Below are 25,248 nucleotides of genomic sequence, written 5' to 3' on the forward strand. Positions count from 1 at the left end.
TAGACTAGACCTTGACGGTGGCTTTGTTCGCGTCCGTGGAGCACGGGAGCACAATCTCCGCCGAACCTGACTGCACGCCCGGGCAGCGGCTTTATTATGGGAACGAGTTCGGCACTGCCCCGAGCTGTGAACATCAGCGTCAACAAGCGCGACAACAACATTCCGCAATACGCGACTGACACGACCAAGGTAGCCCACACCGCCATTGCCGCCTACCTGAAGCAGAACAACATCGCTTCTGCGCCTTGGCTCTATTACAAGCTGGTCAACGTCCAGTACTATCCGTACGACAAGGTCATTTCGACAGTGACGCCGAACGGATAGCCGCGAGCGGCGCGGCCACGATCGCGCGGCCGTCTTGAGCTCGCAATTGCGCGAATTCCGAGAAACCCTCGCGAACGCGCTTCTCCGCGTCCTCGTCCGGCTGTGCGGCGGCTCATCGCTTCCGCGAACTTGACGCCGATGGTCGGGTTTGGTGGGACGAGGATGCAAACAACATACCATCCTTCAAGCAATTTCTTTCCGAAGTACGCCCTTTCCGCGTCGCTCGCCCATCAGCCCGTCGCTCTCCAGCCCGACGACGACTGAATCAGGACTTTAAACCCGCAGCAACGACGACTTCTTCAACGGTATCGGCGCAAAGCGGTCCGTCATTCTAGCTTGAGCCGTTTTTACTGGCTGCTCCATCTTCAATCATGAGGATGTCGAGGCTTTCGATCTCCTGCATAGCACGGCCGGCGATGCCCTGGAGGTCGCCGTAGAGGCCGGCGGTGGAGTCGAGAACGCCCTTGAGCTGTTCCTCGCGCTTGGCCCACATCCTCATCATGGTCTTGCGCTCGCGGTCGAGGTCGGCCTGCATATCGGTGAACTTCTCGACGATGGCGTCGATGCGGTGACGGAAGCGGGGTCCGGTCAAATATTGATAGACCAGCTCCATCTTGGTCTGCTGGCCGACCGCGGCCTGGCGGCTGCCGGTGAGATTGATCAGCGATTCGCGCAGTGCAATGGCCAGCGGAATGGCGAAGCGTGGCTCGGAGACCCAGACGTTATCAACGAGGTCGAACGTCTCGACGCCCTTGGGCAGGGTAGCCGAGATGATCAGCGCGATCTCGGCTTTGGCGGCGCGCTGGTCGTCGCGCAGCTTGGCGAGCCAGCCGTCGCTCCAATTTTTGGTTCGCTTGGATTCCCAGAGGATGGCGCCGCAGCTCTGTCCTGCGGGACCGAGCACGCGATGAAGGACGTCACCGCCGAATTCGCCCTTCGGTACCGGCTCTATCAGGTCGCGTGGGAAGCGTCCGCGCAGAAGCGATTCCAGTTCTAGTTCGAGCGCCTCGCCCTGCAGTTGCTGTGAGCCCTGACTTGCCTTGCGCTGCAATTCCTCGATCTGGCGCTGCATTCCCGCGATCTGGGCTTCCTTCTCGGACACTTTCGATTTAAGCGATTCTTCTGCTTCGAGCTTCGCCTTGTCCCGAATGGTGGTCAGGTTCTCCTGCACCTTTTTCTCGACCGTGAGCTCGATTTCCCGCTTGGCATCATCAAGCTCGCGGGACTTACGCATGATCTCGGCCTGGGCCGCCTGGGCTTCGGCCAATTTGGCGTTATTTGCGGTCAGGTTCTGTTGCAACTCGGCGAGTTGCCGGTCGCGTTGTTCGAGATCATTGGCCAGCGCGGTGCGGGCTTTCTTCGCCTCGGTTTCGACGATGGACGCACGCTCGGCTTTCAGCCTGGCTGCGACCTGCTCATCAATGGCTTCCCTGGCTTTGGCGAGATCGTCCTGGGTCTTTTTGAGTGCCGCTTCGCGCCTGCCGAAGTCAGCTTCCTTCGCCGCGAGCTGCTGCTCGAACTGCCGTCTCGTCTCGGCGACAAGTGGCGCTGCGAGGGATTCGGTCAGTTTGATTTCGGCATGGCAGTTCGGGCAGACGATCTGGGGTTCGGTCACGGCGTTGGTCCTGTGCATGTCGGTGCCGAATGTAGCTGGATTCGCGAGATTGCCTAAGCTGGGGGTGCCGGACGTCGTGGTAGTCGGGACGGCAACCATGCGTGATGAGACTGTCTCGCTCAATTCCTGGCCGCGCGAAGATCACGTTCGCGTAGGATGGCCTCGACCAGCCTGCGCAATCGGCGGACCGAGCCGCCGCGCCAGCAAGTGGCAATGGCCATTCGCTCGGTGCCATCGAGCGCGGTGACCCATCTGCTGTCGAGACCACGTTCGCCGACGAGGTCGGCGGTTACCGCCGGCAGCAGCGCGTCGAGATCGCTCGCGTCGGGTTTCGGGAAGGTGATGACTCTGAACCTGTCGCGGATTGGCGATGGCAACGGATCGAGGCTGTTGGCGGTCGCGATATAGTTGACCTGGCTGAGATCGAGCGTGATCTGTAGCGCAGGATCCGGATAACGGGCATTGGTTTCGGGTTCGAGGAATCCGAGCAGGCAGTCCCACAGCCGACCGTAGTCGGTACGAGTGCCGGCCTTTTCGAGCTCATCTAGCAGGACCAGCGGATTGGCGTGTTTCGCTCGGCCGATCGCCAGGAATGGATGACACGGTTCTGCCGAGTACCAGCGCCGGTCGGTGCCAGCGAAGACGGCGCCATCAGAGCGTGAGGCATCGGTGCGCCACACGCTCACACCCAGCACTTCGCCAAGCCGGCGCGCAAAACGCGTCTTGCCGCCGCCGGGATCGCCGACCAGCAGCAGCGGCCGCAACCGCACCGTCGCCCGGCCGACCAGGTCGGCAAGCACGAAGTCGATGACATCAAGAGCATACGGAAATTCGAACATCAGGATCTCACGTACCTGATGCAACGGCGGCGACTTCACCAGCGGGAGCGTGACGTTGATCACCGATTTGAGCGGACCGATAATGTCCTTTAGCTTGATATTCTTCATCTCCTCGTCGGTGAGGCGGGCGACGACAAGACGATCTTCCGGAACAGCCACACAAGGGGCCGCGGTCTGGCTCTCGACGCCGTTGGCTTTTTTCCTCTGCTCTGCCTGTTTTTCTTCCTTTTGCTTCGCCCTGTCCTCGACCAGCTTCCAGATCGAAGCCTTGGCGGCCTCGACCCGGTGCTCCGCCATTCGCGCACCGACAATATCCGCGGTGTAGGCTGCGGACCGGTCATGACGGCTCAACAGAAGGCCGCAGCTGGGAAGGGCCGCCCAGCCATAGCAGAACTGCTCAAGATCCGAGCACAGCTCCTCGTCATCGCTGCTGCGCGCAAAGCCAGTGAGCGCCATCAATAGGCTCTTGGCCACGCGCCGGTGTTCGCCAAAATGACGGATGTCGGTCGGCACCGGCAACGATAGCAGCCGCACGCAATCGGCCAGGGACCGCAGATCCGTCCGGTCTTCGCTAACCGCCAGACGGTCGAGCTCGCTGGCAAGCAGCAGGCCGAGATCAGTCGCGAGGTCCTGGTCGGATTCAGTCTCGCGGCCGGCAAGCCAGCCGGTGGTAAGCGCGAGATCCGGGCAAAGCTCGGTGATCTCCGCCGCGAGCCGCTGGTCGATGTGCTTCGCGGCGGTTGACACCAGCATCGCATAGCGCAGGACGCGGGGCAGATTCTTGAGCCCGTCGTCGGCCTCCGAAGAGTCGGCGGCGGCGCCAGTTGTGATCGCATCGTGTTCGATCGTCGGCAGATTCGGATCGCTGAGCTTGTCGGCGGTGGGGTCGGTGCTCATGCGTTGCCCTCCGGCTCGTGGTCGTCGCGGGTGTCGTGCGGCTCAATCGTCAAGGACGAGATCAGGCTGGCTTCGCCGGGGTTCGCAGGCGGCCCGAGTCGGTAGAAGCGCGACAGGGTGCGGATCCAGGTTCCGTCGGGATCGGCAAACCACAGCGGCGAGGTGATGATCATGCGATCCTCGACCTGACCAACGAGCCGCACTCCTTGCAGCCTGTGGACTGGTATCCAGTATTCGAGAAGGGGAGCGGTCTGCAGCAGAGAGGGAGAGACCGATCGCGTCCGCTGAAGATGCGCGGCGTCATCGGCCAGCGCTCGCAGCCGGTCGATCAAGCCGGCGGTGATGTGAGAGGGATCAAGAAACGGATAGAGTTGCGTCAGCATGAACACACCTGCAGACTGATGACGTCGACAAACAGCGGAATGAGCGGGATGGAATGGTCGGGGTAGGACGACGTCAGGGATCGACCTCGACGACCAATTGACCGTTGAACCGCGGGTTCTCGGCCCCGTAGCCATGCGGGTTCGCGACAATTCGGGTTCGTCCGATCCGGTAATCGCTGGAGTTATGGACGTGGCCGTGCACCCAGAGAGCGGGCTGGTAAGCTTCGATCAGCATGGAGAGGTCAGAGACGAAGGCCCCGGTCAACAGGTCGCTGTGGTAACGGGGCAGGACTGAGTCCCAATGCGCCGCATGATGAGTGACCGCCACGGTCGGCTCAGCGAACGGTGTCGCCAGTATTTCGGCGAGGAATGCCTTTGACTCGTGATGCAGCCGCGCCGCCTCCTGCGGTCGAAATCGCAGCCACGGTTCTTTCTGCCAGCCGATCAGGCGATGGTCATTCATGCCGTGGGCGCAGGCGTTCATCACCTGCGGGACATTCGCCGCGCCGAAGATCGCGTGGTCGGTCCACAGCGTTGCACCCGCAAAGCGCACGCCGCAAATTACGGTGTTGTCATCTTCCAGCAGGTGGATGTTGAAGGAGGCTGCCCGTTCCCGGGCCAGCGCCAGCTCATCCGGCACAAAGCGGCGGTAGTACTCGTGGTTGCCCATCACCATCACGATGGGGATGGCCAGCGGCACGATCTGCCGCAGGTGCTCGAACGCGCGCACCGCGCCCTCGCAGGTGTCGCCGGCGACGATGACCGCGTCGACACCGTCGGCAATGGTGATCGGCTTGATTGGCGCCACGTCGATGTGAAGATCGGAGAAGATCTGAAGCTTCATGCGCGGTCTCCCATAAAGAGGGCATCGCCATAATCGAGCGAGCGATCACCTTCCGGCACCTGAGAGCCCTGAGCCGTCTCCTTCGTCCTCGTCTGCATGGCACGGCGCAGGTTGAGTGCAAGCCACGACCGCGCCAGGTCCCGGGCAAAGGGATGATCCAAGGGAACGCGGCGCAGGATGTGCGACAGCACCAGAGCGGATGCCGCATCACCGCCAAGCGCATGCAGCGCAACAGCGCTCATCGCGAGATCGACCTCGAGCGTGACAGCCGTGATCGGCAGGCAATGAAGCGCAATCGCGATGCTGGCCGCGGCATCGCCGCGCATGCCGCTGAGCCACTCGCGCCTCTTGATCAGGCTGACCTTCTCCAGGGTTGCCCGCAACCGCAGATGCTGCGCGTCATTGAGCCGGTCCCCCGGCATCGTGCGCCACCATTGTAGTGGTGTGACGTCGTCCAGATCGAACGGCCATGAGATATCCAGATCCGGGCGAGCAGCGGGCCGGGCTGCATATTCACGCGGCAATGTGATCGGCGACGGTGCGGTTGGAGCGACTGTAACCAAGCTGACGTCGGAGGAACGCACGACAAAGCTCTCCTGTTCGCGCACAAGGTGTTTGCGCGTTAATCCCCTCAAGGGATGGGTTGATTGAGAGAGAGGAGCAGCTCCGGTTACGGAGCTCTCGCCTTGCCACGCGGGGCCGTGCACTGCCTCATCGGGCCACGCCCCGCCACGCCAATGGCGCGCCGGATTCTATTCCAGCTTGACCGAGAACCTGCCGAATTTTGGCCGCCAGTCGCCGAGCCCCTCGCGCATACCGGCGATCTCGAAGATCTCGACGACCTCATTCGGATTGAGCAAACCCGGCAAGAACTCGATGTCGGCGACGACATGCCAGGCTGGAAATCGCGGCCGTGTCCGCATCACTTTGGCGTCATTCACATTGACCGCGAACCGCAGCCGGAAGGCCTTGTCATCCCACAGTGACGTTAAATCGCGCGGTCCATCGTACTGGAGCAGCGGCGATTCTACGCAGGCAAAACCCGCCTTCGCCTGTTTGCCCTTGCGCCGCGTCCTCGCCGCCGCGACGAAAGCAGATTCGATCGCTTCACTCGGAACGCATGGCCTGCCATCCAATAGCCAAAGCCCGCCATGCCATTCGACTTTTGCAATCTGCTCGTGATCGGCCAGCGTCTTGTCACGCTTCTTCGTCAACCGATCGAGGTCGATCTTGACCGGATCGAGCGGATCGGCGAGACGCGAACTGTGCATCAACAGCGGCCGCTCCCCAGTGAGGCGCAGGCGCAGATGTTCGACGGACATTACGTCATCTCCTTGAATGTGGGATCAAACAGCGACGTCGGATGCTCCAGCGCGAGGCGTACGTCGAAGATCTTCGGAAGCACACCCGCGTAGCGAAGCCGGCGCTGATGATTAGTCACCAGACGATGACAACCACGACACAGCGTCGTCAGATCGCCCACCTGCTCGTTGCCGAGGTTCTTATAAGTTCGATGGTGGACCTCGAGCGGGCTCTCGGTGCCATCATTATTGCAAAGTCGGCAGCGGAAGCCCGACGCTTCCAGCTCTGCCAGCCGCGCCGGATTCTCGCGCCAGCAGCGACTCATGATGTAATCGTGGTAGGTCATGTAACGCCTCCGATATTCGCTGGAATAATGTCAGCGAAATGGTCTGAAAGTCAATATTTCGCTGGAAATATTCCAGCAATGTCAGGTTCATGGTTAACAAATCGTTGCGAACTGAATCTGTCTGGCCTTCGCCTCGGCTCATACGAGCCGGGCGAGTAATGGCGGGAGTTGATCAAGCGACGTTGGCTGAAAAGGCAGGAGTGACCCGTCAAGCGGTGAGCGTTGTTGAAACTGATGACGGCGAGAAAATGGACCCGCGTCGCCGAAAGGTTCTCGGAGCGATGCAGCGTGTTCTCGAAGATGAGTACGGCATTGAATTTTTCGCAGCGAGTGAGAATTCGGGCGAGGGAGTGCGCTTTCGGAAGTAAGAGGACAAATCTCTACTTCGTATGTCCTGCTTGGTCTTGGCCTTCTCACATCGCGTTGGCTGAACGACGCCACGGTGGCAGTCGCAGTTTTGGCCGCGGCCATTTCGGCCGCCAACTCGTCCCCGGTCGCCGAGCTCTCGAGCTCCTCCAGCGTCAGCTCAAGCTGATCCAGCAGACGCGCGGTGCGCTCCGAGCGCGGGCCATATCGATCGCGCTTGAGCTTCTCGATCTGCAGTTTGAGGTGAGCGATCAGCGCCTGATCGTCGGACTGCTGGCGTGAACCGTAGCGAGTTCGGCGCGCGTCGCAAGCAAGGCTGTCAATCCGCATTGGCCGCGGCCGGCCAGCAGACCAAGATGGAACTGGTCTATCAATATTTGACCGGACCCCGCTTCCGTCACCGCATCGACGCTATCGTCGAGCGGTTCACCGATATGCGCGATGATCTCAACCGCGAGCGCAAGATGCGAAGAACAACTTAAGGGCGTTCTCGACTCCACCGCCGGACTCTACGGCACCCTCCAGGGCATTGCTGGCCGCGCTATGCAGGAGATCGATAGCCTCGACGTGTTGATGATTGAAAACCGATCATCCGACATCAAGTGAGCACTGCAAAATAATGACAACTCTGTGCCAATTGCGGACTCTAGCGGTAGAGCGGGGCTACACGTCCCGAACACGCGGAGAGCAGTAAGCTAGAAAGCATATTACTCAGCATGTCATTCGGAGTGCAAAACCGTGCCGATCGCATGTTACAGTCACCTGGCGGAAACCGCAGTTCAACAATAACCAGACTGTGGGTGTAGAACGCGACAAAGCGCCGTCTCCAGTGGGAAAGAACTTGTAAGCGATCAATCTTCGTAGATGACGCCGATGGCGAGCCGGGCATGGTCGATTACCGGTGCGTCGATCACGCCTCCCTCGATCTCTTCCATCTGCAGCACAATCGATTGCCCGAGGCCGCCCACTGTTTCAAAGTGCCTGACGTACGGAAACTTGCTCGATACCGGTGCGCCGATCCTCTTCAGAAGCTCGGTGCCGTCCTTCAGCGTGATGGCCGCCAGCTTGCCTTCGTGCTGCGCAATGTCGGCGGGCGAGAGATACAACCCGCCCAGAAGCAGTTGCCCAGGAAGCGCGAGCGGCACCGCACTCTCCTTATCGAGACGATAAACCGCTTTGATCTCGTCGACGATCTTGTCGCGGTTTACCTGAACGGCCTCCTGGCTGCTGACGGGGGGAACACTTTCGACGAGCAGGCAACCCACCACTCGTTGTAGAGAAAAGTCATCGCCGTGAGCGATCTTGGTTGGAGGGCTTTGGCGTGGGTCGGGTGTTTCGGCCGCAAGGGCGTAACTGTCCCCTTGTAGGAATATCCTACGCGCGAGTGTTTCCCCCTTCTTGCGGGCTATTGTCAGATTTCGGTCGCGTCCCGCCCCGGGAGCCGCTTCGACGATGGCGATATAGCCTTTGGGGATAGCAAACCCGAAATTGGCGCTGCGGACAAAGAACAGCGCCTTGTCGTCGAACCACTGCGACGAGAACAGCTCGGTCGTACTTTCCTGCGAGCTTTCCGGCGTCCCCGGTCCGGCGAACGCTGCGAGATTAGGATGGATAGCGAACCGATGGGTGCTCGGCGCGATCGGTGTGAGTGGTGCCACGTTGTCGTTGGCGAGCACCTTCGGAAGCTGGTTATTTGATCTCCACTCGCGAAAGGCCATGTGAACCTGCTCGATCCCCTTGGCGATGGAGATCAGATGGCTCGCGACGGCCTGCACACGACCGTAACTGACGGTGCCTGGGGTGTGATGAGCATCGTTCAAGACTGCGTAGCACTGGCTGTCGGATGCGAGGTCGGGATGGTCGGCGAATCTTACAACCGAGCTGTGCGAGAACAACGCGCTTGGTGGGGTCTTAACCAGGGAACGTAGGTAATTGAGGAAGTCTCCGAGCGAAGGCTTTATCGTGGCGCTCGCATAGGCTGGATAGGCAGGATCATCGAAGAGATCGCGCAGCCTTGTCTCGACATAGGTGCGCGTCGTCGTGGCGTACTGGAGCGCCGCGCCGTGATCGTCGATTTTTACCTGGAACGCCAACCGGTCTTCGTCCAGTTTCCGTTTCGCAGGACCCAGTGCGATCGTCTCCCTTTTGGCGTTCACGCCATGAATGCTCTGGTGCTTGAATGCGCATTTGGAGTGGGCCTCTGCAGCGACCATCATCGCGAAATTGCGATCATATGTCGTCAAGACCGGTTGTGCTGTGTCGGCGGCCAGAGCCACAATGACGTCAGCCAACTGCCTGCGGTTGTGTTCGTCGAGAAGCTCCTGAGGATCGTCGAGCAGGAGAAGCTCAAGCCCACCGCGACTCGCGAGCACATATTCGCGGAACGCAAGAAAAAATGCGATCAAGCCGGCGCGCAATGCGGACGCATTCGAAATGTGCTGGGCTGGAGCTGTGATCATTCCCGTCCCGGCATGGAGTTCAAGGACGCCATTCGCGCTCATGACAGTTCGCCTGATAGACGGGCCAGACACACCGGGGGCCGTGTATACACGCCCGCGCCAGCGTGCGGCGCTGCTCTCGAGGTTCTTCTGAAGGCTATTGATCTGGGCCGAAGCGAGTGAGCCGAGTTTCTGCAGCTGACCGAGCGCAGACACCGCCTTGTCGTAATTCTCGATGTCTGCTTCGGACTTCCTGCGCCCAGCCAGAACGTTACCCATGCGCGTGCAATACTCGATTCCATCGTTGATGGGGACGGTACCGTCGACGATGCCCTGTAGGGAAGCAAGCTTGGTCGCTAGGGGGGATGCTGGAGTCGGAGAAAGATCGGACTTCTCCGCGTCTTCCTTGCCGATGACCGAGGCGAACAGGGTTACAAGCTTGTCGCGTGCCTCTTTGCGCCAGCTGGAGAAGGCAACCGCCCGCTGGATGCGCTGTACGGCTATGCCAAGCGCTGCCGCGTCGCCGGCAAGTGAACTTGGCAACTTCCACGCGGCAGGGTCGATATGCTCCGGAAGCGCAAGCGCTTGCGTATCAAAGTTCTGGACTGTTTCGGCGCGCAGCGTGAAAAGGGTGCCGGCGAGCGACGTCGTCGTGAACAGCTCGTCACAGAGTGCGCTCCTTAGCAGAGTAACAGGCGACAAAGGCAGCTCCCTATCCCGCTCGTCGCGCAGTGCAGTCGGAAGTTGATCGGCCAGCATCGCCACTCGACTCTTCGCCCATGCCTTGATCGTTTGAGAGAGGAGCTCCGGTTCTTCCTGGCGCGCCTCTTCCATGTGAACTCGTAGGAGTTTGCCAGTCACGGGATCGACGTGATCGAGAAGCGGCCGGTTGCATAGATGGCAATGCGTATCGTCCGAGACGCCCCGCGCGATAGCCCAGGATGCGACAGAGGCGTAAAGCTGTTTGCGCGCTGCCAGGCCGGGATCAGCGAGCAAGGCGCTTAAAGCGTCCGCCTCGGACGCGATGCGGTCGATCAGGTTCGTTGCGAGGTTGATGTCGGCATCGGAGAGCTTGCCGAGTGCGCTGAGACGCGCCGCGCTGTCGAGCTGCCCTATATGCGCAAGCTCGCCGCGGGCGGCCGCTATATTGTTTTCGAGATCGGCGCGGGCCTGAGCATCGTCCGGGTTGAAAGCCTCTCCAAGAACCAGCTTGGCCGCATCGAGCGCTGACGATTTCTTTTTGTTGAAGTGCTGCATAAGCTTGTCGACAGCCTCCTCGACATCTTTACTCGCGGACGGCGCCGGGTAGTCGCATTCAGGCTTCATAGCGGGGAATTCTTCGACGCGGGATCGTAGGTCCCCGACCGTCTCGTTGAAGCGGTCATCGGACTGGGCAATGGCATCTTCAGCGCGCTGACGAAGGCGAGTCTTGATGTAGGAGGCGGCGCGCTCCGAGTGCCGCTCAAGCGATATCAGGTCGGCAAGGCCTGTTAGTTGCGACACTGCCTTACCGAGGTCCGAAGCCTGCCCCAACTGGATATGCTGAAGTATCGCGGGCATCGTTGTGCTGATCGAAAACGCAACCGGGTCGACGCCCAGCGAAGGCAGGTCGGGCTCTGTTTCCGTGACTTTGCCGCGCGACGTCCGGCTCTGCGTGCGCCGCACCGGCGGAAGCTCCGTTCCCTCCTCATCGGCAAAGGTCAGCTCTACCCACGTGTCGACCGGAATCTTCTGATTTGACGATGGCGTATAATTCGATAGCGTCGGCAGCGGTGTGACCGGCGTGAGCGAGTGAGCCGTCGTTGTGTCGCTGTCTTCAGTAATCCGTTCGATGACGCTGTCGAATTCTTCTGTAGCGCTCTCCGGAGACCGCTGGGGACGCAAAATCTTTCCGGTCAGGCACCAGATGACGGAGTTGAGCAGTGAAGTCTTACCCGATCCGTTCCACCCTTCCAGAAGGGTGAGCGAGTCACTGGGCTCGAATGTAAAATCCGGTGGAGCGTTAATCTCGGTACCGTAAGCATGTATCCCCGCAAAGCGATGCGCACGAACGCGAACGAGGCGAAGGCGATGTTTCGCATTGCCTATCGACATTGCACCCGACGGGACGGCTGGTGGCACTTTCCCCACACAGCCGGCGATGGCTTCGGCATCGCTCTCATTCATGCGGCCCTGCCACTTCGAACGGTTTAGTCGATACCAGTTCAGTATGGTTTTGGTATCGGAAGACGCAATTTCGAAAAAGTCATCGCCCACCAAGACTCCGTTACCGTTGATGATGTCGGCGAAAAGACTCTCAAGGGTGTGCAGATGCAGCGCACGCGGCTGCGCTGTCTGTCCGATTGCCCCCGCCCCCATAACGACCCCTACCTATTGCCCAACGGAAAATACCAAATCGGCGACCACCGGTACGCCACTGTGCTTTGCGCAACTATTGAAGTGACTTGTGCTCCCAAGGCGTCAACGAAAATACCAAGGTGGCACCCAAGCCTGCAATTATCATACAAAGTTGCGTTCAAGTGTCATCGCGAAAGTGGGACTTGCGGAAGTCCGTCCCCAACGGCACTCTTGTTCCCGAAGGTAGGGTTTGCGTGCCATGACGTCAGGTGGAAGGTTACAGACAAAGATTTTACGACGGGCCAAGTCGTCTGGCGAATACGCGGTTTATCTCGCTGCGCTGGAATGGGGCCTGACCGATCCTATCGTGATCGAGAGCCGGGATGACTTTAAATCCGAATTCCGCTGGAAAGACCGGCTAAAGCCCTTTCACCACCAGGTCCAAAACCTCATCACTTTTTGCCACCGCTTGCCGGTAACCCTGCTTGCGGACGATGTCGGCCTCGGCAAGACAATTTCCGCCGGGCTGGTCGCAAGCGAGTTGATTGCGCGTAACCGCGTTGCCAAAATTCTCATTGTCGCGCCGAAGCTGCTCGGTCCGCAATGGAAGGACGAGCTGGAGGCAAAATTCGATATCCCGGGCGAGGTGATCATCGGAAGCAAGCTCGCTTCAGCAGAACCCAACGAGGTGGGCGCCATCATCACGACCTATCACTCGGCCTGCGCTCATCTCGACAAGATACCTAGCGACCGCTTCGACATGCTAGTGCTGGATGAAGCGCATAAGCTGCGTAACCTCTACGGCGTCGACCCCACGCCCCAGGTCGCTAAAGTCTTCCATCGCACCCTGCAGCAGCGCCGCTTCCGCTATGTGCTAATGCTGACGGCGACGCCGATTCAGAACCGGTTATGGGACCTTTATTCTCTGGTCGACCTGCTTACCGTTGCGCGCGGTCATGAAAACCCATTCGGAAGCGAAGGCATGTTCGCGCGCCGCTTCATCGCTGACAAGCGCGAGACCGCACGCATCCTGAAACCCGATGCGCGGGAGGATTTTCGCAAAATCGTTTATGGATATATGTCGCGCGTGCGGCGCGGCGACGCCAACCTGGATTTCCCCGAGCGCAAGATTCAGCTGCACAAAGTGGCACCGTCATCGGAGGAGATCGCCCTCATCAACGCCATTGCCAAGCCGATTCAGAAACTCAATCGCCTTGCGCAGATAAGCATCCTGCAAGCTTTGACCAGCAGCCCGCAAGCGCTCATGGCGCAGCTCCAAACCATGGCTCGCAACGGGACTGTACCAATGGAACTGGCCGCAACCGTGCAGGCCGTCGTCACACCCATGCGAACCAGCGCGAAGCTGGAAGGTCTTCGGCAACTCGTCTCCATGCTGCAGCAGCAAAATCCCACGGGCTGGCGTATGGTGGTGTTCACGGGGCGGCGCGAGACCCAGACCACCATCCAGGCTTTCCTTGAAGAGATCGGTCTCAAGGTCGGCATCATCAACGGGTCGTCCGGCCAACGGAACCAGGACACCATTACGCGGTTTCGCGCTAATCCTCCCGAGATACGGGCTATCGTTTCGACCGAAGCCGGTTCGGAAGGTGTAAATCTCCAGATAGCCAATGTGCTTATCAATTTTGATTTGCCGTGGAATCCGATGATTGTCGAGCAACGCATCGGCCGTGTACAGCGCCTAGGCTCCGAACACAAAAATGTCGTCATCTATAACGTCATGCTGGCGGGCACATTCGAGGAATACATCGTTGGCCGCCTGATGACCAAACTGCAAATGGCGACCGACGCCATTGGCGACATTGAATCGCTACTTGAAGCGTCCGGCGTCGGCGATGGCGAGGAAGGCGCGGGGTTCGATGAGAGGATCCGCGAGCTCGTGGTTGCCGCTCTTGCAGGACGCGACTTGGCGGCGGCGGCCGAAAAGATTGCGCGCAGCATCGATGCCGCCAAAAAAACCCTCGAAGAGGAAAAAGCCAACATAGATGTCACGCTTGGAGCGATGGACGGGTACGAATATGTCGGCCCACAGACCCCGACACTCGAAAAGGTTCATCCTTCCATGGAATTCGAGCCCTTCGTGCGCGCAGCGTTCGCCAGTCTTGGTGGCACCGTCAACGATATCGTGCCAGGCGTCATGCGCATTACCATCAAGGGCGCATCGGAGTATGTCCGGCTCCGCGAGGATGCCGGAGCCGAGTACGCCAAGGCGCCGCTTTACCGCCCCGGGAGCCCAGCATTCCTTCGCCTCGTTGACCGGGTAACCGCCTCTGGACTCCATCAAGTGCAAGATGCCGATGACGAACCACGACGAAAAGCAGAGGAGCTCGCGCATGGTTGGGTATCTGACTTCGGCGGTACGCTGCGCGACGTCACGGTGCTGGGCGCGGAACGGCGTTTCGATGGCAGCGCCATTGCCCGGGTGCGCGCGACAACGGGCCATGACAGTTACGAACGCCTTGTAACCATCGCCTGCAAACCGTCCGACCACGTTCAGTCGACGACAGCGCTCGACGCCTTGCCCGAGCTTTTGGAGCAATCCGACGTAACCGGCATCGACGCTGCTCGGATTTTGGATGAAGCGTATCGCGACTCCAATATTGTCGAGTTCAACCGCTTTTATCTTGAACGGCGCGAGAACGAATTACGCGCCGCCGGAAGCGACGCTCGCAAGCGCAAGAAACTCGAAGATGACTTTACGCCACAGATCGATGCGACACTCGTTGCCCTGGATGGGCAGGTGAGCCGCCGCGTGAAACTCAAGGTACGCTACCAACTGGACGGCGCCTCCTATGAGAGCGAACTCGCTATCATGCCATCAAATAGCCGCATCGAGAACGCGCCCGCGCTCGAACAATGTGCACTCGCGGACCTTCGGGTACCCACTGACTGCCTTGCCACCTGTGCGCTCTCCGGCACCCGCGCCATGATGCACCGGCTTGCCCGTTCGGAGGTAAGCGGCCGTTACGCCTTGCCCGAACATCTCCTCCATTGCTCGCTGTCCGGTAAGTCGTTGCTGATTGACGAAGCGGGGATGTCCGACATCACAAATGCTGTCGTCGATCAGACGCTGCTGAAAACATGCGCTGTAAGCGGGCGCAAAGGCGAGCCCATCCATTTCGGAAGGTGCGCCTTCACAAAAGCCGATGTGCTGAATGAACAACTCGGCGAGAGTGAGATTTCGGGCAAGCCCTACCGTATGGACCAAGAGGCCGCGTCCACCGTATCCGGCATGCGTGGCCACACGCTGGAATTTATCCGGTGTCAGGAAACAAAACGCATACTGCTTCCTCGTGAGGCCGAACGTTGCGCCAAGACGGGGAAAATCGTGGCACCAGATATCCTTCAATCTTGCGCCGTAACGGGTAAGCGCGTGTTACCGAGCGAACTCCAAGCATCCTCAGTGAGTGCCAAGCGCGCCCTACCTGAACATCTGGTAAAGAGTAGTCTGTCCGATGCGACATTCCTCGAAGTGGAAGGCGTACGCTCGGCCTATGGAAAATTCTGCGCTCCAGTTGAAGCTAAGCGCTGCCAGTGGAGCGGAGCGGAGACGCATCCCGACGACCTTCGCACCTGCGCGTTGCTAGGCCTTGCCGTTCACTTTCAGTACATCGCGGAGTCATCTGGTCATTTGCAGCCAGTTGAGGAGCTACTGGCAGGCACGCGCCGCACAGCGGATGCGCGCGAACATTGGGACGAGATTCACCCGCATCTAGCGGTAGTTCTTAAAACGGGAAAATGCCGAATTGAGGCTGCGCAATTGTCGCCCGATCGTAGCAAGCTTGCCTTGGTGGCGGAAGTCAAATCCATGTTCGGATTGCGAACGCAGCATGCAGGGGTGCTTTACTCGTTGGACCAGAATGCAGTGCTGGGACGCGTCCCTGTAGTGAAGCGAGACGAAGGAGGAGGTTTTCGTTAGCGGCATTCTGGTCTCCAACTTTACTCGTTTGGTTGATTGTCCATATTGAGCGGCGAGGTGCGGGAAAAGGCGACTTTTATTGAGAACCTGAGAGTCCGCATGACACAAGCGCTCCCAACTCGCCGTCCGTCGAATTCCACCACCTGTTACTCACTCTTCCAGCAGATCCGCGAGGAACGACGCGGTCATGTCCTCGACGTTGCCGCTCTTGACCGCGGTTTCGAGATCGGGCACCGGCGCGCGCGAGTCGTGCGCCGCCGGCCTGGTGGCGCGTTCGGTCCATTGCGTGGCGCGGGCCGAGGCGACGTCGGCGCGTTCGATCGCCGCGGGATCGGCGGCCGGCGTCGGCTGCGGCGGTGCGTCCTCCTCGTCGTCGAAGATCACCGCCTTCTCGATTGCGGTGTCGACCACCTCGACGCCGGGCTCGGATCCTTCGTCCGCATCGAAATTCAAGGCCGCCAGGAAGCGCAGCGTGGCGTCGTTGGTCTGCAGCTTCTCGGCCATCTTGAAGGTGTCGTGGCCATCGACGGTGACGCCGTGTTCGACCTTGCGCATGGTCGAGGGCGCCTCGGAGCGCTGCGCCTCGATGCGGGCGGGGTCGGTCGGACGAGTGTCGGGGCGACCGAAGGCGTCGGTGAAGGCGTGGGCGTCCTCGTCATCCGGCTCGGTCTCGAACTCCAGATCGTCGGGGGGCGGCGGCTCGTCATCGAACGCCGGCGGCGGCATCGTCCGGCTGAGCGGCCGTCCGGGCCGGCCCATGGCGCCTTCGGCCCGGCCGCCGCGGGCCGCAGCGCGCGCGGCCGGCGAGACCAGGCCGGGGACTTCCGAGGGCACCCGGGACTGGCCGGAGCGGGCGGTGGCCGCAAGACCACCTGAGTGTGGCGCGAGGCCTTCGATCTGGCGCACCTCGCGGGTGAACACGTGGGCGTCGTTGATCTGGGCCAGCGTGATCGCGGCGAGCGCGGCGCAGGAGGCGGTGAGGTAGTCGCCGCCGGGCCCGCGCTTTTTGTTGGCGCGCAGCATCGCCACCGCGGCGCAGGCGATCTCGGACTTCATCTTGGCCGGATCGCGCTTGTGCGCCGCCGCCTGCTCGATCGCGGCGCGCTCGGCCTTGGCGCGCTGTTCGACGATCTGGGCGAACTTCAGGTCGCAGAGCTTCTCGGTGATCTTCGGTAGCGTCTCTTCGCGCTTGACGTCGGTCGGGTTCGGCCGCGCCACCGCGATGAAGTGGTTCACCCGCAGTTCCAGCTTGGACAGGTCCTTGCCGTATTCGCCTTCCGGGAAGGCGTGGAAGGTCTTCACCTTGAACAGCTGGTCGTGCCAGGTGACGTAGGCCTCGCCGACGCCGAGCGCGCGCAGGTCGAGCGCCGACAGCCGGTTCACCTTCTCGACCCTCGCCTCCATGCTGTCGTGGTAGGTCGTCGCCAGTTCGCCGGAAGTGCCGGACCAGCCCTGCAGCTGGGCTTTGAGGCCTTCGCCCGCGGAATCGATCGCGATCTTGGCGGTCTGCTCCAGTTCTTCCACCCGCAGGAACATCTTGAACGAGGTGTTGGCGATGATCGACTTCGCCTCCTTGTCGTTCTCCCGCATCATCGCCGGGATATCTTGCGTCGCGAACACGAGGCTGAACCCCAGCGAGCGGCCCTGCGCCGCCATAATCGCCATGCCGTTGACGCAGTAATAACCGATATGCTCGAGGTGTTCGTGTGCGCCAGCCCAATCGTCGAAGGTAAGCCCGCGTTCGGCCATGCGCGTGGCCAAGTCGTGCAGTCCCATTGCTGGCTTTCGAAAGGGAATACGCAACGAGCGACCGGCCTAGGCAATAAAAAACCCAGCCATATGCGCATCGTTGAGAGGCGGGCCAGGTATTGTTGACGCGAACATAGGGCGCAGAAAGTAAATGGTCAATCAAGACTCAACCGCGCCCGGCATCTTCCCGGAAATAAATCCGTCTGCCTCGAACAGCAAGCCGAGCAGACGTGCGGCGGCCATAAGCGCATACAATACTGAAAAGGTTGTCATTTCTGCGCCGATCCGATCATTGCGGTTGGAGGAAAACCAAATTTGTTGACAAAAGCGGGATTGAATAGGATAAATTAGGACCTATTTTTGGAGCGGCATGATGCCCCCTCAAGCCTCCCTCTTTGAAGCTAAAGCGCTGATCCCTGCCAGCAAGATGTCACTCGTGGCGGAAGCCTGTCCGACCTGCGACCAGCCGATCCCCCACGATCGCTTCGACGAGATCAAGGCAAGGATCCAGTTGCGAGAGCGCAAGCGCGCGGACGAAATTACTGCGCGATTGCAAGAGCAGCATTCACGCGAAAAGGAAGTTGCGATCGAGCAAGAGCGCAAAGCATTCGAAGGGAAGGTGGCGGAAGCTCAGCAAGCCGGGCGCCTCGCGGCCGAGATCGAAGCCGCAGACCGCATCGCCGCGGTTGAGCAGACGAACCGCGCCGTCCAAGCCCAGATCCGCGCCGAACTCGTTGCCGCCCACGAGGCGACGGCGGGCGCTACCGCCGTCATCGAGCGGATGAAGGAGGAGTCTGCCGACCGCGAATGCGCAATCCGCGCCGAGGCCAAGCAGGCCGCGGATATGGCCGCGCAGGGAAAGCTCGAAGACAGCGAACGCCGTCTGCAGGAAATGGAAGGCGCGTTGAACCAGCGTATCGAGGCCGCAGACGCCGCCAAGACGAAGGCTGAGTCCACTGTCGCTGCTCTCGAAACCGCACTGGCGAAGCTGCGCGATGAGCACACGACCGCTATTGCAGATATAAAGCAGGTGGCGGCCGAACGCGAGGCCGCTATCCGGCAAGAGCTCGAGCTTGCCGCCGTCGCTGCCGTTCAAGAGCGGATCGAAAACCTTGAGAAAGCGAAGACCGAGGCCGAAATGGGCGCCGCGACCGCCACGCGCCAGGTCGAACAGCTCCAACAGGCGCACCGGGATCAGCTGCAACAGGAGCGCGATGTCTGGCAGAAGGCCGTCGACAATGCCGTAAACGCAGAGAAGGCGGCTGCCTTCGATGAGCGTCTCAAGATCCAGACCAAATTCGAAGAGCTCAAGCGCGCATACGAGCAGAAGACCGCCGAAGAGCTCGGTGAAGGTGCCGAGATCGATCTCTTCGAAGCCCTCAAGGCAGAATTCGAAGGCGATCGAATCGAGCGCATCAATAAGGGGCAGCCCGGCGCCGACGTCCTCCACACCGTCATGCATAACGGTAAGGAGTGCGGAAAAATCATCTACGATTCCAAGAACCACAAGCAGTGGCGCACCGAGTTCGCGACCAAGCTGGCCTCGGACCAGATGGCCGCGAAAGCCGAACATGCCGTCTTGTCGACCAGCAAATTTCCGAAAGGTGCGCGCCAGCTCCATGTGCAAGATGGTGTGATCTTGGCTGGCCCGGCTCGGGTTGTCGCATTGGTGCAGGTGATCCGCCGCCATCTGGTGCAAACCCACACCTTGCGCCTCAGCAATGACGAGCGCGTCAAGAAGACCGCGGCGCTCTACGATTTCATCACGTCGGAGCGCTGCGCTGACATGCTCGCGCGGATCGACGTCCACACCGACGCTCTGCTCGATTTGCAGGTCAAAGAGAAGAAGGCCCACGATGCGGCCTGGAAGAAACAGGGCGAGTTGATCCGCTCGGTACAGCGTGTCCGCTCCGAATTTACAAACGAGATCGATGCCATCGTCGGCACCGCCGACTTCGGTAAGGCTGATTTCGGCGGAGCCGATGATGAATAGCGCTGCCGAAGACCGCAGCCGTGTCGTCGTCAATCTTCAAGAACGCCGCCTCGACCGCACGGTGCTGCGGACTTATCGAACGAAGGCCGATCTCGACGAAATAGTGCCTAACGACAAACAGCCGCGTCTTGGCCCCAAGATCGACGAGGAACTCCAGCGTCAGATCGAGGCGAACGGAGGACTCTTCGAGCCGCTGCTGGTCGAACCGCACCCGCAGTTGGTGGGCAAGTTCCGCATCATCGACGGGGACCGCAGATGGTCCAACTCGAAGGTGTTGGTCGAGCAGGGCAAGGACGAATACCGGCAGGTCCCAATCGAGGTGACTGACCGCACACTGAGCGAGGAAGACCGGTTACGAGTCTGGATATACATCCACCGGCAGCGCAAGGAGTGGGACGCCAAGGAAAAGGAGATGGTCGCCTACCGGCTTGTGGACTTGATGGGGCGGGCGAGCGCCGCCAACATCCTCGGAATTACCGTCCGCGAGCTCGACAAGCTCGTGGACGTATTCGAGCTATCGGAGAAATTCACTAGCCTTCGCGATCCCGGCGCGGCCATCACGTGGGCAAGGGAACTAATGGGCGTCAGCAAGAAGCTCCTCACGCCAAGTGTCGTCGAGGCCGTCCTCAAGAAGGTCAATCAGAAACGCATCACGAACTCCAAGGATCTGCGCAGGCTACGAGCGATCCTGCCGGATCCTATTGCCAAGGCGCACTTTCTCGCTGATGCCGGCGACCTCGAGTCCGCGGCGCTGCGACTCGGCACGGCCAAGCCGGCAGAGAAAGATGTGGGGCTGGCCGGCGAGATCGACGCCGTCGTTGCGGCGGTGAAAGCGGTGCCATGGACCACCCTTCAGGAGATGAAGGGAAACGCTGAGCTGCTGAGGAAAATTGACGATGCGGAGGCAATGTTCCGCTCGCTGCGCAGGGCGCTATCCTAACCTTTGGTGCGAGAGCAGTCATGAACGATGCGAGGAAGGTTCGGGAGATCGCTCATTGTCCTTGTGAGGTCGAGCCAATTGGCGATCTCGATCCGGTTAATGACTGACATCGGCGCCCCCCTTTAGCCGCCTGCTCCATCACGTCCCAAGCTGCCCGATGCTCATCAATGCAGACCTGCTTGATGTCCGCGATGACGTCCTTGTCCATCACGGCAAAGCCACGCGGTCGCCGCCACGCAGGCCTATGCCTGACCTGACGGGGCTCCAAAAGGGGCTCAATTTCAGAATTTTCCGCTTCTCGCCAAGAGCGGGGGATACTCAGCAGCGACGTAAAATTACGACTGGCAGCGCAGTCCGCCCGTGCAAGCTCCGTGGATCACGGTGCTCCACCGTGATGCTCCGCTGCCAAAAGTCATGGATCAGGAAACTACTGACTTTGAAGGACCTTTTCGCTGTTAAGAATCAGTGGGGCGAGAGTGGAGCTCTCGCCCCCGTTAATTAGGATTTGCCTTTCACGCGACCCTATCGTTTGCAATGAGGCCGTTCTTACGCTTTCGCGATTTTTGTCGCGCCAACTGCACCCGCTCCGAAATCTCCCTGGCGCCGCGCATGTAAATTTTCTGCGTTGTGCTCTTGCTCGCGTGGGCCGCACCGCTGGCGAGGTCATCATGCGCCGCTCCGGCAGCAGTGGCTTCTGTGATGCCAGAGGCGCGGTTATCCATATTCCAGACGTTCTTAGGCACTTCTGCCTGATTTGCGTAACTTCGCCAGTGCTTTCCGAAATCGCGATGGTCGCTCCACGGAGTACCGTCCGTGCGGCATGCTACGGGACGATCCGAATCCAAGGCTCCCCAACTCTCAAGACATATCGTGACGAGTTCGCATTTCTCGATCGCATGAGCAACGAACTGGGCGGTTTTCGATGTCCTGACACGGAGCAACTTCTCCTCATTGAGAATCATGCCGATAGTCATGCCATGCCACACCTCCTTGCCTCGACGGATCTCGCCTGACTTGAGAACATAACTAGCGGGCTCGATACGCCATTTCCCGATAATATCGATCTGCCGCAGGAAGCATTCATACTGCAACGCTTGCACCATCGCGGTCGAAGAGTCGCCCGAGTCCAACGCCTCACAGACGATCGCCTTAGCTTGCTCGAAAGTCATGGTGACGCCACGGGGCGGATTCTTTGCGAAGCGCATTTTCGTCATGGCCTTCAGTAGGCGCTCGCAATGAATGGGAAAGTAATTTGCTTCGATACCATAGCCGAGCAGGATCTTGATCTGCCCGATGGCTCCGTAGGCCCGTCTCACTCGCTCCTCTCCACCCTCTTTCACAGGTTTTCTCCAGGCACGGTAGCAGGTTCGAAAGTACTTTGGTGCAACGAGGTCGATCCGACGCAGCCCGATGTCGTTGCGAATGATTTTCAGCGAGTCCTGATAAGAAAGCTTGGTGTTAGCCTGCAAATCCGCAAATCCACTTTCCTCGTCACTTTCGTAGAGATCGCACAGGCTGCCGAACGTCCCATTGAACTTTGGCTTCAGGCGCTCCCTATCATTGTGTGTTCCTTCATCAAGCCATAGCAACATCGTCTCCTGTTCGCGCCGGCAAAAATCTTCGATTTTTTGCTTCGCGTCCGGGGCGACGAGATCAACATGAATGCGCACGGTCGCCGGTTTATAGTCGGCGAATTGCGGCGCCTCATCTTTCACCCAGTACAAATCAATACGATCTTTGCGTTTGATCTGCTTGAGCCCAGGGGCGTTGATAGAAACTTCCCTTCCTGCAATGAGAAGCTTCCCGCTTCGGGTCCTTCGTTTCATCGTGGACCGAGTTTGTCCGGACCGTCATCAGGATAATCCTCGTCGAACACCGCGAGCCCCTCGCGGCGATCGAGAAACTTTAAGATGGCAGGCACGTAATGGAGGCCCCGGACCGCCGCTCGGGATGTAGGCATGCCCTGTCGCTGGAACATACGGCAAATGCTGGGCCAATGATGCGCCTCTTCGCCGAGGACGATCTCCGCCAGCAACGCATCATCAGCATATAGCGGCGTCGGGATAATGATTTTTCCCGCGCCGATCACCCGATATTGCAGATTTTTAGCCATAGCCATCTCCAGTGGAGCAAATGCACCACTCGAATATGAGTTGCACGATACATCCACTGGAAAGACGGATGTGGTATGGTTAAAAACCGTTAGAGATTCGGAGTATGAGAATTGTTCACGTCGCTCGTCACATCTCGCAAGATGGCCGACATCGTTGGAGATGCCCTAGGGATCACCCGCGAAAGCGCGCAACTACATTTAAGGGTTATCCGGGAAAACGGCGGAATCAGCTTCAGTGGTTACGGAAGAAGCGCCGCTCTGATGACAGGGCTTGATACCGCTCGTCTCGTTCTTGCGATTGTTGGAAGTACGTATGCCAGAGATTCGAGCAACGTCCTTGGCCGATTCCAGAACCTTCGACCTGCCACTAACCTGCAAATCGGTAAGACGCTAGAAGAAGTATTAGCTCATCGTATCGAGCAATACCCGGACGAGCGCAACAACCTCTCCACTCTCAGGCAAGATCCAGAGTACGGCAAGCTACCACAAATTGCGCTAGAACTACTTTGGGCCGGCGGCATTCACCGGGACGACTTTCCACCCCAAGCGATCATGTGCTGGCACAACGCCATAGGAGAGGTTTCCAGCCTGGAAGTATTTGTGCCCCCCGAATTCCGCGCGAGGCGCCGAAAGCCCATTTTCGCCAAACATTATGATGAACGGCACGAAGTTTTGGCCGCATATTCCGGCGTCGGCATCATCCACTCGCGCATTGTTACGGTAGATGCCCTTATACGGATTGCAGAAGCCATGTGGGCGGAAGCGCGCGGCCCTTACGGTAACGCTTATGGTAACACTCGGTAACACCGAGCGTCGAACCTGACTAAGTTATTGATTTAATGGCGCGCCCGAAGAGATTCGAACTCCTGACCCCCAGATTCGTAGTCTGGTGCTCTATCCAGCTGAGCTACGGGCGCGTTTGTCGCGGAAATCGCGGGTGCAAAAAGCAACCGCGTTCGGGAACAAGCGTCCCGAAGGCGGCCATAGCTAACGGCTCCCGCTCGGCATTGCAAGCGGCGCGGCTGCGCCAAAAGCACGGCACGACGAGAAATCGTATCGGAACATCTCGATGATCGGCGACAGGGCACCGCTCTCCAACCTTGGCAGGAAAGCGAAATCCCGATGCCCCGGCTACCCCGGAATCGGGCTACGCTCGCGCGCGTTCGTTGCGAATTGTCTGCAACTCGACCGGGCGGTCTGGAATTGAGATCCGGAACGTCGCGCCGATGGTGCCTTCCACCAGATGGATATCGCCGCCGTGCGCGCGCACCAGTTCCGCCGCGATCGCAAGGCCCAGGCCGCTGCCGCCCGGACGCGCCGATCCCTGAAAAGCCTCGAACAGGTGATTGCGCGCCTGTTGCGGAACGCCCGGCCCGGTGTCGGACACCTCGATGATCGTCACCGCGCCTTCGCGGCGGCCGGTGATCCTGATCTGCCGGGTCGCCGCATCGCCCTGCGGCTGGCTCTCCAAAGCCTGCGCAGCGTTGCGCACGAGATTGAGCAGAATGCGGAAAAGCTGATCCGGATCGGCATCGATCGTGAGGCCGCGCTCGATCGCGTTGATCCAGGTGACAGCCCCTTCCGTCGCGAGTCCTGCCGATTCGCGCACCTCGTGGACGACCGGCTCGATCGCTATCATCCTCCGGTCGGGGGCCGCCTCCTGCACGCGGCCATAGGACAATGTCGATTGACAGAACGCGATGGCGCGCTCCAGCGAGCGCATCAGCTTTGGCGCAAACCGCTGGACCCGCGGATCGGGCACGCTGGCCAACTGATCGGACAGCAACTGCGAGGACGCCAGCAGATTGCGGAGGTCGTGATTGATCTTTGAGACCGCGAGGCCGAGCGCTGCGAGCCGGCTCTTCTGATGCAGCATCGACACCAGGTCGCGCTGCATGTCGGAAAGCTCTCGCTCGGCGACGCCGATTTCGTCACCGCGCTGCGACGGCGATATGATCCGCGCCACGCTCTCGGGATTTTGGTGAAAGCCCACGAGATTCGCGGTCAGGCGCCGCATCGGGCGGACAAACAGGTAGTGCAGCGCCAGATAGACCAGCGCCGCGGTCAGAACGGCGATCGCCAGCGAGACCAGCAGCAGATTTCGCGAAAAACGGTACATCGACTGGCGCAGCGGCAGTTCGTCGGTGACAACTTCGATGAACTGCGCGCCGCGCGGCCCAGGTCCGATGATGCGGATCGCCTGGTTGCCGCTCTCCAGCATGGTTTCGAAGGAGCCGATAATGGCCGACCATGGCGTCATGGAGCGCATATCGATGACATGGTCGATCGCGGCCGGCAGATCCGCGCTGGCGAGCAGGCGACGCTGCTGGCCCATCTTGATGGCGACGGCACGCGCCCCGATGCTGCCAAGGATTTGCCGCGCGAGCGAATCGGGCACCATGCCCGACGGCGCCGCATCGAGCACCAGCGCAGCCGTGTTCGCGGCCGCCAGCCGGTCGTTGAGACGGTTCACCCGGAAGTTGGCGATCGAGGGGACGTAGATCAGGACTTCGGCGATCATCACCAAGGGAATCGTCAGCAGCACCAGCTTGCCGGACAGGCCGAGCCGACCGCGCAATGACAAACGCGCCGCCCGAATACGGAGTTGTTCGATCGCCTGTGACACGACTGCCTCCGCGGACCTGCGGCAAACTGACAGTGATCCGATTGTTCCCGACTCGCCCGCGCCGGCAACCTGCTCAAACACTATACCAATATTATAGGCCCGGTTGGAGATTTGGCCAATCGGCCGGGCCCGGGAAACGCCAAAGGGCAAGATTGACGAAAACAGGCCGCTCCCGTATAAGCCGCGCCAACTGTCCGCA

The 25,248-nt window shown here is 60.0% G+C and carries 18 protein-coding genes, 1 tRNA gene and 2 pseudogenes; 7 read left to right on the forward strand and 14 right to left on the reverse strand.

All coding sequences use genetic code 11. The annotated features are described in order from the left end of the window. Window positions 1-126 precede the first annotated feature (126 nt). Window positions 127-324: a hypothetical protein gene (locus tag ACMDCM_RS10110; protein WP_412773440.1), complete on the forward strand. Its 198-nt coding sequence runs from the start codon at window positions 127-129 to the stop codon at window positions 322-324. Between the two features lie 331 nt (window positions 325-655). Here ACMDCM_RS10110 and ACMDCM_RS10115 read toward each other — a convergent pair whose 3' ends face one another. The 7 genes from ACMDCM_RS10115 to ACMDCM_RS10145 all read right to left on the reverse strand — a co-directional run bounded on the left by ACMDCM_RS10115 (window position 656) and on the right by ACMDCM_RS10145 (window position 6,550). Continuing rightward, window positions 656-1,939, reverse strand: a complete 1,284-nt coding sequence (locus ACMDCM_RS10115; RefSeq protein ID WP_412773441.1) for a DUF2130 domain-containing protein — start codon at window positions 1,937-1,939, stop codon at window positions 656-658. A 119-nt stretch (window positions 1,940-2,058) separates the two neighbouring features. Beyond that, window positions 2,059-3,675 (reverse strand): AAA family ATPase, encoded by a 1,617-nt coding sequence (locus ACMDCM_RS10120; RefSeq protein ID WP_412773442.1) that lies wholly within the window; start codon window positions 3,673-3,675, stop codon window positions 2,059-2,061. Next, on the reverse strand, window positions 3,672-4,058 hold the full coding sequence (locus tag ACMDCM_RS10125) for a hypothetical protein (protein ID WP_412773443.1): 387 nt from the start codon (window positions 4,056-4,058) through the stop codon (window positions 3,672-3,674). Before ACMDCM_RS10125 ends, ACMDCM_RS10120 begins: the two co-directional genes overlap by 4 nt. 73 nt (window positions 4,059-4,131) lie before the next feature. After that, window positions 4,132-4,902, reverse strand: a complete 771-nt coding sequence (locus ACMDCM_RS10130; RefSeq protein ID WP_412773444.1) for a metallophosphoesterase — start codon at window positions 4,900-4,902, stop codon at window positions 4,132-4,134. Further along, entirely contained in the window at window positions 4,899-5,486 is a 588-nt protein-coding gene (locus ACMDCM_RS10135; protein ID WP_412773445.1) for a hypothetical protein, read from the reverse strand. The genes ACMDCM_RS10130 and ACMDCM_RS10135 overlap by 4 nt, the downstream gene beginning before the upstream one ends. A 168-nt stretch (window positions 5,487-5,654) precedes the next feature. After that, entirely contained in the window at window positions 5,655-6,224 is a 570-nt protein-coding gene (locus ACMDCM_RS10140) for a hypothetical protein (RefSeq protein WP_412773446.1), read from the reverse strand. Further along, window positions 6,224-6,550: a hypothetical protein gene (locus ACMDCM_RS10145; RefSeq protein WP_412773447.1), complete on the reverse strand. Its 327-nt coding sequence runs from the start codon at window positions 6,548-6,550 to the stop codon at window positions 6,224-6,226. The genes ACMDCM_RS10140 and ACMDCM_RS10145 overlap by 1 nt, the downstream gene beginning before the upstream one ends. A gap of 158 nt (window positions 6,551-6,708) precedes the next feature. Between ACMDCM_RS10145 and ACMDCM_RS10150 the strand changes: the two genes are divergently transcribed. Continuing rightward, window positions 6,709-6,918 carry a hypothetical protein gene (locus tag ACMDCM_RS10150; protein WP_412774792.1) on the forward strand — a complete coding sequence of 70 codons (210 nt, stop codon included), beginning with the start codon at window positions 6,709-6,711 and terminating at the stop codon, window positions 6,916-6,918. A gap of 31 nt (window positions 6,919-6,949) precedes the next feature. Here the strand turns inward: ACMDCM_RS10150 and ACMDCM_RS10155 are convergent. Beyond that, window positions 6,950-7,239 (reverse strand): annotated as a pseudogene (locus ACMDCM_RS10155) (IS66 family transposase); the annotation flags it as partial. Between ACMDCM_RS10155 and ACMDCM_RS10160 the strand changes: the two are divergent. After that, a pseudogene (locus ACMDCM_RS10160) lies at window positions 7,240-7,522 on the forward strand (DUF2130 domain-containing protein); the annotation flags it as partial. A gap of 245 nt (window positions 7,523-7,767) precedes the next feature. Here the strand turns inward: ACMDCM_RS10160 and ACMDCM_RS10165 are convergent. Continuing rightward, window positions 7,768-11,712, reverse strand: coding sequence for an ATP-binding protein (locus ACMDCM_RS10165; RefSeq protein WP_412773448.1), 3,945 nt, complete (start codon window positions 11,710-11,712; stop codon window positions 7,768-7,770). Between the two features lie 238 nt (window positions 11,713-11,950). On the opposite strand from ACMDCM_RS10165, the gene ACMDCM_RS10170 reads away from it, so the two are divergent. Beyond that, complete coding sequence (locus ACMDCM_RS10170; RefSeq protein WP_412773449.1) at window positions 11,951-15,628, forward strand: DEAD/DEAH box helicase; 3,678 nt, start codon at window positions 11,951-11,953, stop codon at window positions 15,626-15,628. Between the two features lie 150 nt (window positions 15,629-15,778). Here the strand turns inward: ACMDCM_RS10170 and ACMDCM_RS10175 are convergent, their stop codons facing one another. Beyond that, window positions 15,779-17,404 (reverse strand): type IV secretory system conjugative DNA transfer family protein, encoded by a 1,626-nt coding sequence (locus ACMDCM_RS10175; RefSeq protein ID WP_412773450.1) that lies wholly within the window; start codon window positions 17,402-17,404, stop codon window positions 15,779-15,781. A gap of 346 nt (window positions 17,405-17,750) precedes the next feature. Here ACMDCM_RS10175 and ACMDCM_RS10180 point away from each other — a divergent pair, with 346 nt between their 5' ends. Then, window positions 17,751-19,370, forward strand: coding sequence for a DUF2130 domain-containing protein (locus ACMDCM_RS10180; RefSeq protein ID WP_412773451.1), 1,620 nt, complete (start codon window positions 17,751-17,753; stop codon window positions 19,368-19,370). After that, window positions 19,363-20,310, forward strand: a complete 948-nt coding sequence (locus ACMDCM_RS10185) for a ParB/RepB/Spo0J family partition protein (protein WP_412773452.1) — start codon at window positions 19,363-19,365, stop codon at window positions 20,308-20,310. Before ACMDCM_RS10180 ends, ACMDCM_RS10185 begins: the two co-directional genes overlap by 8 nt. A gap of 512 nt (window positions 20,311-20,822) precedes the next feature. Here the strand turns inward: ACMDCM_RS10185 and ACMDCM_RS10190 are convergent. Both ACMDCM_RS10190 and ACMDCM_RS10195 read right to left on the reverse strand, forming a co-directional pair. Then, window positions 20,823-22,136 carry a hypothetical protein gene (locus ACMDCM_RS10190; protein WP_412773453.1) on the reverse strand — a complete coding sequence of 438 codons (1,314 nt, stop codon included), beginning with the start codon at window positions 22,134-22,136 and terminating at the stop codon, window positions 20,823-20,825. Further along, window positions 22,133-22,423, reverse strand: a complete 291-nt coding sequence (locus ACMDCM_RS10195; RefSeq protein WP_412773454.1) for a hypothetical protein — start codon at window positions 22,421-22,423, stop codon at window positions 22,133-22,135. Before ACMDCM_RS10195 ends, ACMDCM_RS10190 begins: the two co-directional genes overlap by 4 nt. Before the next feature lie 141 nt (window positions 22,424-22,564). On the opposite strand from ACMDCM_RS10195, the gene ACMDCM_RS10200 reads away from it, so the two are divergent. After that, window positions 22,565-23,227, forward strand: coding sequence for a hypothetical protein (locus tag ACMDCM_RS10200; protein WP_412773455.1), 663 nt, complete (start codon window positions 22,565-22,567; stop codon window positions 23,225-23,227). A 36-nt stretch (window positions 23,228-23,263) separates the two neighbouring features. Here ACMDCM_RS10200 and ACMDCM_RS10205 read toward each other — a convergent pair. Together ACMDCM_RS10205 and ACMDCM_RS10210 are read right to left on the reverse strand one after the other, a co-directional pair. After that, window positions 23,264-23,340, reverse strand: a tRNA-Arg gene (locus ACMDCM_RS10205). Between the two features lie 230 nt (window positions 23,341-23,570). After that, window positions 23,571-25,049: an ATP-binding protein gene (locus ACMDCM_RS10210; protein ID WP_412773456.1), complete on the reverse strand. Its 1,479-nt coding sequence runs from the start codon at window positions 25,047-25,049 to the stop codon at window positions 23,571-23,573. Window positions 25,050-25,248: the final 199 nt, after the last annotated feature.

The organism is Nitrobacter sp. (assembly GCF_047149785.1).
GTDB lineage: Bacteria > Pseudomonadota > Alphaproteobacteria > Rhizobiales > Xanthobacteraceae > Nitrobacter.